Annotated in this window: 7 protein-coding genes and 1 pseudogene; 6 read left to right on the forward strand and 2 right to left on the reverse strand. The window is 37.0% G+C overall.

Going from position 1 to position 12,884, the window contains the following annotated elements; translation table 11 throughout:
* Both IR022_RS00005 and IR022_RS00010 read right to left on the reverse strand, forming a co-directional pair.
* Positions 1–318, reverse strand: a pseudogene (locus tag IR022_RS00005) (hypothetical protein); the annotation flags it as partial.
* A gap of 168 nt (positions 319–486) precedes the next feature.
* Positions 487–1,572, reverse strand: coding sequence for a hypothetical protein (locus IR022_RS00010; RefSeq protein ID WP_194202134.1), 1,086 nt, complete (start codon positions 1,570–1,572; stop codon positions 487–489).
* An 808-nt stretch (positions 1,573–2,380) separates the two neighbouring features.
* Between IR022_RS00010 and IR022_RS00015 the strand changes: the two genes are divergently transcribed.
* The 6 genes from IR022_RS00015 to IR022_RS00040 all read left to right on the forward strand — a co-directional run bounded on the left by IR022_RS00015 (position 2,381) and on the right by IR022_RS00040 (position 12,853).
* Positions 2,381–3,346 carry a glycoside hydrolase family 43 protein gene (locus IR022_RS00015; protein ID WP_410492788.1) on the forward strand — a complete coding sequence of 322 codons (966 nt, stop codon included), beginning with the start codon at positions 2,381–2,383 and terminating at the stop codon, positions 3,344–3,346.
* A 111-nt stretch (positions 3,347–3,457) separates the two neighbouring features.
* Entirely contained in the window at positions 3,458–5,473 is a 2,016-nt protein-coding gene (locus IR022_RS00020) for a hypothetical protein (RefSeq protein WP_194202136.1), read from the forward strand.
* 103 nt (positions 5,474–5,576) lie between these two features.
* Positions 5,577–6,590 (forward strand): family 43 glycosylhydrolase, encoded by a 1,014-nt coding sequence (locus IR022_RS00025; RefSeq protein ID WP_194202137.1) that lies wholly within the window; start codon positions 5,577–5,579, stop codon positions 6,588–6,590.
* Positions 6,591–6,595: 5 nt separating this feature from the next.
* Positions 6,596–7,729 (forward strand): aldose epimerase family protein, encoded by a 1,134-nt coding sequence (locus IR022_RS00030; protein WP_194202138.1) that lies wholly within the window; start codon positions 6,596–6,598, stop codon positions 7,727–7,729.
* A gap of 124 nt (positions 7,730–7,853) precedes the next feature.
* Positions 7,854–9,662, forward strand: a complete 1,809-nt coding sequence (locus IR022_RS00035) for a glycoside hydrolase family 2 protein (protein WP_194202139.1) — start codon at positions 7,854–7,856, stop codon at positions 9,660–9,662.
* A gap of 200 nt (positions 9,663–9,862) precedes the next feature.
* The gene (locus IR022_RS00040; protein ID WP_194202140.1) at positions 9,863–12,853 is read left to right on the forward strand and encodes a SusC/RagA family TonB-linked outer membrane protein; all 2,991 of its coding nucleotides are present in this window, start codon (positions 9,863–9,865) and stop codon (positions 12,851–12,853) included.
* Positions 12,854–12,884 lie beyond the last annotated feature (31 nt).

A 12,884-nucleotide genomic window follows, 5' to 3' on the forward strand; every position in this document is an offset into this window, starting at 1 on the left:
ATACATCGTATTGTGTTCAGTACCAATAATCAGCGAATTTTGAGCTGTATTCTTTACTTGTATAGTATCATAGCCCATAACATAAAATGACTTTTCTTGTAGTACAGGAGAGCTGTACACAAGAGAATATTCATCATTGACAGACTTTAGCTTGCCAAAATCCCATATAACATTTTCACCAGATCTTCCTGGATCTTTGTAGTCGACTTGTTGTTTGATGATTTCATCGCCGGAGCGGAGTCCATTGTGTTGTAGGTTAATCTGACCAAATGTGAGTAGCGGACAGAAGATCAAAAGGAGAAAGTGTAGGGTTTTCATATGGTTGTTGTTTTATTTCTTTTCAGCCAAAGCGGTTTGAAGTATTTCTATTTTTTGTTCCAGTTCTTAATTCTTCTTTTCTTGTTGAATAACGTATAGAGTTAACTCTTCTATTTTCTGAAGAAGCTTGATCTGGAATTCATTTATATTAAGCCCTTCGGTTTGCATTTATTTCTCTGATTGTACTTCCGGAAGATGTTTGTTTGCTTGGATAAAGCTTTCTACTTCGGATAGTGGTTTTAAATCATAATCATGATTGAATACATGATCAGCTCCAGCTGCAATATCAATGGTCACTTCTCGGGCTTTGAGTGGACCTGCAATTTCGACACCTCCGGTATGTATCATCGAGAAAAGCTTCTTTCCCCCATACATGATATCTAGATAAGCAGTACTGGGTGTATCCCGTGAAGTAAAATACCAGGGGCCTGCACTATGACGATAAGGAGTGATTGCTATTCTATTGACAAGTCCTCCATTGCTTGGATCTATTTGCTTTCCAACAGTTAAGAGGTTACTAATAGAACCGGTTCCTTCTACGTCTAATTTATTGACCGGATTAGTTGTTCCTATACCCACATTCCCTTTTTCAATAAAATGATTTCCCTTTCCTCGTATCATTAAATTTCCTGAACGATTTACGTCTTCGTTAATGATTGTAGATACAGTAAAATCCGGAATGTTTATAGGGGATGGACTCTCATTAATTTGTATCTGATTAAGAGCCGTTAATGCAGTAACCTTTGTATGCATATAAGTAAGTCTAACTTTGTAATGGCTGTAGTACCTTATATCAAGGTATACAGGAATGGCTTTATTGATATAGCCTCCCTCCTGTGTTGCCAGGTTGTAGGGTATACCTAATGTTATCTTCGCATTATGATTTATACCTTGTGAATCTATTAATTTAACTTCCGGATTTCCTTGTCCACCCTGTGCATATCCAATCTCAACTGAGTACTTTTCATATCCTGTTGAATAGGTAATATGAAATAATTCTACAATTATCACTCCCCCAGGTTGCCAGTTGTAGGAGTTATAACCAACTGTTGCAATTTCAAACCTTCTGGCCTGTGTTGCATTGGCTGAAAAGCTGCCAATGACACTGGTCTGTACTCCATTCTGGTTAATATGAGTTTGAGAAAATGTGGGAATGGTAATTAGAGTCAGAAGTAGAATGAGTATTCTTTTACAAAAAGCAGTTTCCACTGTGTTAGCAATAGAGCTTATTCCAGAAAAGAAGAATTTCTTCATAAATATAGATTTATTATATAGTTGGATGATGATTTATTAATTGTTGGGCTTTATTGTCGTAAGTCTTGTTATATCTTATGATTGATTTAAATGAGCTAAGCTGACATAGCTTATTCTAACATATCATAAGATATAGGCATATAAAAAAAGAATCAGCCACTTTTACTCAGTTATAGATAAATAAAGTTGAGATTGGATTATTGTGTTTCTTCATAAGGTCTTGTTATCGCATTTTTAAACAAAAATAAACATATTTTTAGACTAAAGACCTTCACTCTATAATTATTATGGATTTTAATAATAAATATTTTCTAGATGTGTGTAAATATGCTGTTTATCAGTAGTTCTGTGGATGTTGTGCATGAAATTATTATATGATAATCTAAAAAGAATAACAGACAATCTGTCCAATATGAATGATCTGAGTTTTTTATAATTAGCCAACATATCTATCATTTCAATGATGGCTATCTCTAGTCTTTGCTTGCTAAGTAATAAAAGGTCTGCAATCTTAAAATTATGAATGTTGCTTAGTGAAATTTCGAAAACTTCCCTCTATTATGACAGACGAATGAGATAGGTAATATTTTAAAAAAAAATATCACTGAATGATCAAATTGTTGCAGAATATATCCCAAAGCCTCAAAACCCAATAAAATAGCCTTAGTAGAGAGAAAATAGCACAATTATGTCAAAGGATAGCACATACTATTCAGAATACGTGTGACAGTGTTTTTTAGTTTATTTTTTTAATATGTTTGATTAACCAAAGAAATCGAACCTGAAAAATAAACCTGAAATCATGAGAATATCTAAGAGCACAATTTTTATTCTATTGAGTCTGCTCATAATTCCTTTTAATAAGAATTCTGCAACCCCAAAAGATGAAATCACTAGTAACTTAAAGCAACCTATTGCTTTAGCTGACCCATTTATAATATTACATGAGAATACCTACTATGCTTATGGAACTAATGATAAGGATGGTATTGTTGTATATATATCAAATGATCTTATTAATTGGGAAAAAGAATCGAGATTGGCTCTACACAAAGATGAGTCGTGGGGAGACAAATGGTTTTGGGCACCCGAAGTGTACTATATTCCACAAAAGAAAATTTTTTACATGTATTACTCAGTTGATGAGCATATAAGTGTTGCTATTTCCGACTCACCAACAGGACTTTTTCGTCAAGACTTAAAAAAGCCGATTATAGAAGATGAAAAGTGCATCGATAATTCACTTTTCATAGATGACGATGGCAAAGCGTACCTCTCATTTGTCCGTTTCACGAACGGAAATAATATTTGGGTTGCCGAAATGGAATCAGATCTGAAAACGATAAGAAAAGAAACAATGAAGCCCTGTATTCATGTAACAGAAGAATGGGAAAACGATTTGGGACGTGTAACCGAAGGCTCTTTTATAGTTAAGCATAAAGGTATTTATTATATGATTTATTCTGCGAATGACTTCAATAGTCAAAATTACGGAGTAGGTTATGCAACTGCTACTTCGCCAATGGGACCGTGGGTGAAATACGATAAAAACCCCATCTTTCAGAAACCTGATGATCTTGTAGGTGTTGGACACAGTGCAATATTTAGAGATAAAGAGGGCAAACTGCGAATGGTATTTCATGCTCACCACGATAAAGAAAATGTGCATCCTCGATTAATGTATATAGCAGATGTTACTTTTTCTGAAGATGAAACCCCAGTAATGAAAATTGGGGGTAATATTATAGCACCTCAGCAAACAAATATCAAATAGAACAACTAAATGGTAGTTCGGGTATACCTATTTGTCTGTCCGAAATGGGATAATCTCTATACCAAAATTATAAATAGGTCTGAGACCTCAATAAAAGAAGATATACACAACATGAAAAAGAAACTCTTATTAATTGCACTATTTATTTCCTCTATCGGATTGATTGATGCAGCTGATATGGCTGATAATTTGGTACGACAAATAACATTAAAGTCTCCCGGAAACCCGGCAATAGCCTATCCATTGCAAATTCAAAATGGTATATTGACATCAACAGAAAAAATACCAGTTGAGATAAAAGAAGAAGCTGTCGAAAATGACTCTGTATTGAAGCTGATAATTACGATCAAAGCTCACGATTTAGTATATTATAATTTTGAAGAAAGCTATAATACAACGATGAATCACGATGATTGTCAATTCTATATGCCCGGATTTTGGTATAGACGCAACTTAAGATCACCCAAGGAAGCACCATCGTTTTATACAAGCGATAGCTGGCAGGTGAGAGAAGATCGTTTGAGTACACCTCTTACGGGAATATTCAACGAAAAAACGGGAGCTTATTATACAGTATTGCGTTTAGATGATTTTAAGAACGAAAGTTTAGCCTGCCACAGTCAAGGGGAAGTTATCTTATCAGGAAAAACCTCTTTAGGATTTACAGGGTTTCGTAATCAAGACGGAAAATCGTCTCTTGTTTTTGGATTTCCGTATAGTGAAGCACCTAAAACATATATTCGTAAACTGACTTTAGCTCCTGCTGTGCAGGCATTCGATAAATTAGAAAAAGGAGAAACCCGTCAATTAGTATGGGAGATCAAAAAAAGTAAAGCATCCGATTTTTCTACATTTGTAGCTTCCGTTTGGGATTATTCATTTGATACATTAAAGCCTCAAGAAGTAAAAGATCACTTATCGACAGTGGAAGCAAAAGAAATACTTTCGAACTTTTTCCATGAAAGTTATGTTGATAAATATGATCTGAAATATTTCTCAGGAGTACACATGCGTACCGACGATTGTAAAAATACAGGTTCGGTAGAAGTTGGTTTTGTTGGTCGTGTTTTATTGAATGCGTTTAATGCTCTAGAGTATGGTGAAGCAAATAACAGACCCGATTTAGTAGAAAAAGCAAATTCGATATTCGATAGTTATTTGCAGTATGGGTTTACCCCTTCCGGCTTTTTTAGAGAGTTTGTAGATTATGATCATAACGATGAAACTAAAATATACAGTATCCGTCGTCAATCCGAAGGAGCCTTTGCAATACTGAATTATCTTGAATACGAAAAAAGAAAAGGTCGCAAGCATGCAGAATGGGAGGCTAAAATAAAAACTCTTCTGAATAATTTTCTCAAATTACAAGAAGCAAATGGTAGTTTTCCTCGTAAATTCGAAGACAATTTCAAAATAGTAGACGAATCGGGAGGTAGTACACCCTCGGCAACTCTACCATTAACAATGGCTTATACCTATTTTAATAATAAGTTGTATTTAGAAAGTGCCAGAAAAACAGCTCTTTATCTTGAGAAAGAACTTGTCTCTAAAGCCGATTATTTTTCATCAACCCTAGATGCCAACTGCGAAGATAAAGAAGCTTCTTTATACGCTTCTACTGCTATGTATTATCTGGCAATGGTGTCCAAAGGAAAAGAGCAGCAACACTATATTGACCTAAGCAAGCAAGCTGCTTATTTCAGCCTTTCGTGGTATTATATGTGGGATGTACCTTTTGCACAAGGTCAAATGTTGGGCGATGTAAACTTTAAATCGAGAGGTTGGGGGAATGTTTCAGTCGAAAATAACCACATTGATGTATTTATCTTTGAATTTGCAACCGTTCTTGATTGGTTGGCTAAAGAACGTAACGAACCTCGTTTTTCTGAATTTTCGTCTATCATCAAAAGTTCTATGCTTCAATTGATGCCCGTTAAAGGACATATGTTCGATATAGCTAAAGTTGGTTATTATCCTGAAGTTGTACAGCATACAAATTGGGATTATGGCAAAAACGGAAAAGGCTTCTACAATGATATTTTTGCTCCGGGCTGGACAGTTGCATCGCTATGGCAAATGCTAAGCCCCGATCGAGTGGAAAATTACTTTAATTACAAGAAGAAATAAGGTTTAAGATCGCAAAGCTATCTATTACACTTGGTAAGAGTGAGTATTAGAGGTGATTATATTTATAGAATATATTATTAAATACGTTCAATTCCTTAATATTATGAGAAAAACTCTTTTATATCTGTTTACATTGGTTAGTTTGGCGGCGTGTTCATCGAACAATAATGATTCGCCTCCTGCACCCGAAATAACTACATATTCGAATCCAGTGATTGCAAGGAGTTTGCCCGATCCTACAATAATTAAAGCTGCCGATGGTTATTTCTACCTCTATGCCACAGAAGATGTACGCAATATGCCAATTTATAAATCGAAAGATCTAATTGCATGGAGTTTTGTAGGAACAGTTTTCACTGACAGTAGCCGTCCCGATTTTGAACCTAAAGGAGGACTTTGGGCTCCCGATATTAATTACATAGATGGTAAGTATGTCCTTTATTATTCGATGTCAGTTTGGGGAGGCGAAGAAACCTGTGGAATTGGAGTGGCAGTTGCCGATAGTCCCGCAGGACCTTTTACCGATAAGGGAAAGCTTTTTAGAAGTAATGAAATAGGGGTGACAAATTCAATTGACCCTTTCTATATAGAAGATGGAGGAAAGAAATACCTGTTTTGGGGTAGTTTCAGAGGTATCTATGGTATAGAATTAAGCAATGATGGGCTTACTGTAAAAGAAGGTGCTGAAAAGAAATACATTGCAGGAACGGCCTTTGAAGGTACTTATATACATAAAAAAGGTAATTACTATTATCTGTTTGCATCCATCGGTACTTGTTGCGAAGGCGTTAACAGCACTTATAAATTGGTTGTTGGACGATCGGAATCACTTATGGGACCTTATGTCGATAAGGTTGGAAAGAGTATGATCGATAACGGATATAATATAGTAATCAATAGTAATAGCCGCTTTGTAGGAAACGGTCACTGTTCCGAAATAGTACAAGACGAGGTTGGTAACGATTGGATATTTTATCATGGGGTGGATGTGAAAAATCCACAGGGTAGGGTATTGTTGCTTGACCAAATAAAGTGGGATAATAATAACTGGCCTTATGTGGAAAACGGAAGTCCTTCATTATCTGCTCCGAAACCTATGTTTGAAATTCAACAATGAAAAATATGAAAACATTTATTTATCTAAGCTTATTAATATGTTTATTCTCATGTAATAAACACCCCAATAAAGAACTACCGCTATTGAACGAATCTGCATTCAAAACAGAGGTAGATGGCAAAGCTGTTGATCTATATACCTTGAAATCGGCAAGCGGATTAACTATGCAAGTTACCAATTTAGGTGCTAGAGTGGTTGCGCTTTGGGTTCCCGATAAAAATGGAAAATATGAAGACATTGTACTGGGCTATGATAGTATCGACAGATATATCAATAATAAAGGCGAGCGTTTTTTAGGACCTATTGTTGGTCGCTATGCAAATCGTATAGCTAAGGGGCAATTCGAATTGGATGGAACTACCTATCAGCTACCTATCAATAACAATGGTCAAACATTACATGGAGGTTTAAAAGGTCTTGACATGGTTGTTTGGAATGTTGATAAGGTGACTGACAACGAAATACATCTGTCGTATGTTTCGCCCGATGGTGAAGAAGGTTTTCCGGGAACTATGAAAATAGATTTGACTTATGCTCTTACTCCCGAAAATGAATTCAAAATTACCTACGCTGCCACTACGGATAAAGCGACGGTAATAAACTTATCGCATCACGGACTTTTCAATCTGAAAGGAGAAGGAAACGGAACTATTACAGATCATATCCTAACGATCAATGCAAGTAATACAACTCCCGTTGATAGTGTATTAATTCCATCAGGAGAAATAGCAAGTGTAGAGGGTACTCCTTTTGACTTTAGAAAACCGACTTCTATTGGCGAAAGAATAGATGTTGAGAACGAGCAATTGAAAAATGGTGCGGGTTACGATCATAATTGGGTTATAGATCGAAAAACAGATAAGGATGTAGAGCTAGTAGCTTCTATTTATGAGCCTGCAAGTGGAAGAAAGATGGAAGTGTGGACGGATCAACCCGGATTGCAATTTTATAGCGGTAACTTTTTTGATGGAAAAGTCACAGGGAAAACTGACAAGCCTTTGAAATATAGAGAAGCCTTTGCTCTCGAAACGCAACATTTCCCCGATAGTCCTAACCATGCTAATTTCCCAACAACACGTTTAAATCCGGGAGAAACATATACCCAAACATGTATTTATAAATTCTCAGTACAAAAGTAACTGTGAAATAAATAGTGAGTAAAAAAGGACTTTATCATCTGTTGTATGGTTATATCAGCTTTAGGTTGTTATGCTTCGCAAAAGATTAAATAGGTCTGAACCCTTAACCAGAAATACGATAACCATGAAAAGAAACTTTTTATTATTCTCAATGATGATATCTTGCATCGGGTTGTTTGCGCAGTGGAAACCGATGGGAGATAAAATAAAGACGAAGTGGGCGCAGACCATCGATGTAAATAATGTATTGCCTGAATACCCTCGTCCTATAATGGAACGTTCGGAATGGACAAACCTCAATGGATTGTGGGAGTATGCAATATTACCCAATGGACAGAATGAACCTCAAAAATACGATGGCAAAATACTTGTGCCATTTGCAGTAGAATCGAGCCTTTCGGGAGTTCAAAAAGAACTTGGAAAAGATAACGAACTGTGGTATAAACGTTCGTTTAACGTTCCTGCGAATTGGAAAAACAAAACCATCTTGTTACATTTTGGAGCAGTAGATTGGAAAACAGAAGTTTACCTCAATGACATTAAAATAGGTAGCCATACCGGTGGTTATACCCCTTTCTCGTTTGATATAACTCCTTTTCTTTCAGATGGAAATCAGAAATTAGTAGTGAAAGTATGGGATCCTACTACCGATAGTTTCCAGCCGGTAGGTAAACAAAATTCCAAACCCGAAGGTATCTGGTACACTCCCGTTTCGGGCATTTGGCAAACTGTTTGGTTAGAGCCGGTTAATGCACAACATATAGCTTCAATAAAGACGATTCCTAATATTGATACTAAGAAACTATCAATAGATGTGTCTACCCAAAAAACTACATCTGCCGATATTATAGAGGTTGTAGTAAAAGACGGTTCATCTATTGTAGCAAAAGCAAAAGGAGCAGTAGGTCAGCAATTGAATATTCCTATTACTGATATGAAATTATGGTCGCCCGAATCTCCTTTCTTATACAACCTCGAAGTTAACTTGTATAACAATGGTAAACTGGTAGATAAGGTAAATAGTTATGCAGCTATGCGTAAGATTTCGACCAAAAGAGACGATCATGGAATTGTACGCATGCAGTTGAACAATAAAGACTATTTTCAATTTGGTCCTCTCGATCAAGGTTGGTGGCCCGACGGATTATATACCGCTCCCACAGATGAGGCTTTGGTATATGATATTCAAAAGACCAAAGACTTTGGGTTCAATATGATTCGTAAGCACGTGAAAGTAGAACCTGCTCGCTGGTACACACATTGCGACCGATTAGGAATACTCGTTTGGCAGGATATGCCTAATGGAGATAAGTCTCCACAATGGCAAAACCGTCAGTACTTTAATGGTAGTGAACTAATTCGTTCGGGCGAATCAGAAGCAAACTACTATAAAGAATGGAAAGACATTGTAGACTATCTTATTTCATATCCGTCTATCGTAACATGGATTCCGTTTAATGAAGCTTGGGGACAATTCAAAACAGTTGAAACTGCCGAATGGACTAAAAACTACGATCCATCGCGTTTGGTAAATTCTGCAAGTGGAGGTAATCACTACCGCACAGGCGATATGCTTGATTTGCATAATTATCCGGGACCCGAACTTTATTTATACGATGCCGAAAGACCAACGGTGTTAGGTGAATATGGTGGTATTGGGCTTCCTCTCGAAGGTCACTTGTGGCAGCCCGACAAAAACTGGGGATATGTGCAATTCAAGAATTCGAAAGAAGTTACCGACGAATATGTAAAGTATGCCGAAGTACTGAAAAAATTGATAAAAGCAGGATTTTCTGCTGCTGTTTATACTCAGACTACGGATGTTGAAGGTGAAGTAAACGGACTGATGACCTATGACCGTGAGGTTATTAAATTAGACGAAGCTCGCACCCGAAAAGTTAACCAAGAAATATGTAATTCTTTAAACAAGTAAGTAGCTGAAAGTTGGTAATGTGGTATTTCAAAGTTGTAACAGTCCGAAGTTATTACAACTAGAATGAACAAATAACGTTCAGTGGGACCAATAAATAGGTCTGAGACCTTAATCTTAATCTCTATATTTTAATAATGCTTTACTACCCATGTAATTTGGGCAGTATAGACCCTTTGTTTATCTAATAAAATCTAATTCAGATGATGAAAAAATTATTAATTCTTATGCTAAGTATGTTTACACTAGCCGTTTGTGCTCAGAATGTAAACATTACCGGAAAGGTGGTAGACGTAGAAAGCAATCCACTCATCGGCGTATATGTGAAAATTAAAGGAACCACGACCGGAACGGTTACAGACATCGACGGAAAGTTCAGTCTCTCAGGAGAAAGAGGACAAACCTTGGTCTTTTCTTTTCTAGGTCTTACTACTCAAGAGGCAGTTTACAATGGTACGCCTCTCAATATTACTCTCAAAGAAAATGCGGCAGACTTAGATGAAGTAGTCGTAATTGGATATCAAACAATCCGAAAGGCAGACCTCACCGGAGCAGTTTCCGTAGTAGATACTAAGGAAATGAGAAAAAGTGCAGCCGGAACTATTGCTACTCAGATGCAAGGACTGGCTACGGGGGTAAATGTCCGTAGTAGCGGTAGAGCAGGTGAAGATGCTTCAATAGAGATTCGAGGAGTCGGTACACTTAGCGATCGTAGTCCACTTTGGATTGTGGATGGTATGATTATGAATCCGGGAATAGACTTTAATCCATCGGATATTGAGACTATTCAAGTCTTGAAAGATGCTTCTTCGGCAGCCATTTACGGTTCGCGTGCAGCCAATGGTGTAATTATAGTAACTACAAAGAAAGGAAGATCGGGTCCGATGAAAGTTAGCGTGAACGCGAAAGCAACTATGGAATGGACTCCTCGTTACGACTTGATGGATGCTGCTAATTATAAAAAATACAATGATTTGGCATATACCGAAGGAATTGCTAACGGTAGTTGGAAAGGTGGTTTACAACAACATTCAGATTATGATACCAACTGGCAGGATGCAGTGTTCAGAACGGGCGTTATTCAAGACTATAATGTATCGTTATCGGGAGGTGGTGAACATGGAGGCTATTTTGTATCAGGAGGTTACTTTAATCATAAAGGAGTTTCGTTCGGAAACGATTTCGACAGATATAGTTTCAGGGTGAATACCGATGGAAAGAAAGGTGTTTTCTCTTTCGGACAAAGCCTTGCATTCTCGGCTACAGATAAAGACCCTTTGCAAACCAATCCTTATAACGATGTGATGAGAATGCTTCCTACCATTCCTGTGTATGATGCAAACAATCCCGGAGGATTTGGATATGGAGATGCAAATGCCAATACATTTGGAGTGAATCCGATAGCTCGCGAAACTTTGGAGCGTCAGAGAGAAATTCAACATAGACTTAATGGTGCAGCTTGGTTCGAATTTAAACCATTGCCTTACCTGTCTTATAAGTTGAATGCTGGTATCGACTATTATTTCTGGGAGAAATCATGGTTCAGAGGAGAAGGCAACTGGCAGAGAAATCAGGAACACCGCGATCCAGAAGGTCTTAAAGAAAGAGCTAATACTTATAACAGACTTTTAGAGCATACATTAAACTTCAATAAGGATTTCGGAAAACACCATATTGATGCATTAGCGGGTCTTACTTACCAAACTTATAAATGGGAAACAGTAGGAGGTTCGCGTCTTAACTTTCCAATGGTGGGAGGGGGGTACTTAACTGTATTGGATGCAGGACAAAGTAATCAACAGAATTTCAACAGTATTCAACAAAATTCGATGATTTCCTATCTGGGAAGATTCAATTACAATTACGATAATAAGTATTATCTAACAGGAACAATGCGTAGAGATGGTACATCTCGTTTGTCGAAAGAAAATCGTTGGGGAAATTTCCCATCTATATCGGGAGCTTGGAGAATATCTCAGGAGAAATTTTTCAATGTGCCATGGATTGAAGATTTGAAACTTCGTGGAAACTGGGGTCGTCTGGGTAATGCCGCTATTGGTAGCTGGGATTATTTAGGTACAATCAACCAAAGTATGGTTACGGTAATTGGCGGACAATTGGTTTCGGGAGCATCTCAGGTTAAGATTGTTAACTCAAACTTGAAATGGGAAACCAAAGAAACTGTGAATGTTGGTTTTGATGCTGCTTTCTTAGATCAACGTTTAACAGCAAGTGCCGAGTATTATAATGCTATATCGAGAGATGTATTAACTACAATGCCTATTGCTATATCAACAGGTAATCAAGAAGGTGCGCCTTTGGCTAATGCTGCAAGTTTGAGAAACAGAGGCTTTGAGTTTACTGCAAACTGGAAAGATAAAATAGGAGACTTCAACTATGGAATAGTAGCCAACTTAACTACACTTAGCAATAAGGTATTAGACTTGGGCTATGGTAAAGATGTATACTATTCGGGAAAAACTAAATCGGAGATAGGACAGCCCTTATCTATGTATTATTTGTATAAAACTGCGGGTATTTTCAGAACGCAAGAACAAATAGATAATTATGTAACATCAAATGGAACACCTATTCTTATTGGTGACAAAAGACCTCAACTAGGTGATGTTATTTATATAGATACCGATGACAGTGGTTCTATCACTGCTAATGACCGTCAGATAGTTGGAAATCCATGGGCAAAAGCACAATTGGCTCTGACCTTTACGGGTAGCTGGAAAAACTTCGACTTTTCGATGATGTGGTATGGTCAATTTGGAAATGATATATACAATGTAACCAAATGGCAGGGAACTTATTTTGCAGATAATTCGAGCTACTTGAATTTCAAAAAAGGACAAGAACCTTATCAAATAAACCCAAATTCGAATACTCCACGCATTATTTATGGAGATGCTCGTAATGCCTATGATAGCGATAGATATTTGGAAAACGGTTCGTTTTTTCGTTCGCAATACATCCAATTTGGATACACTTTCGATAAGAAGTTTATAAGGAACTTGGGGATTGAAGCTCTTAGAGTATATGCAACAGGAAATAATCTGATAACCTTTACTAAATATAGCGGATTAGATCCTCAATTTATAAACAATGATGTATGGGATAGAGGAACCGACAATTTTGCATTCCCCAATATGGGATCGGTTATGTTTGGTTTAGATCTTACATTTTAAGAAAAATAATTGAATACTTGCTGATTTATCC

Source organism: Dysgonomonas sp. GY617 (assembly GCF_015233815.1).
GTDB lineage: Bacteria > Bacteroidota > Bacteroidia > Bacteroidales > Dysgonomonadaceae > Dysgonomonas_A.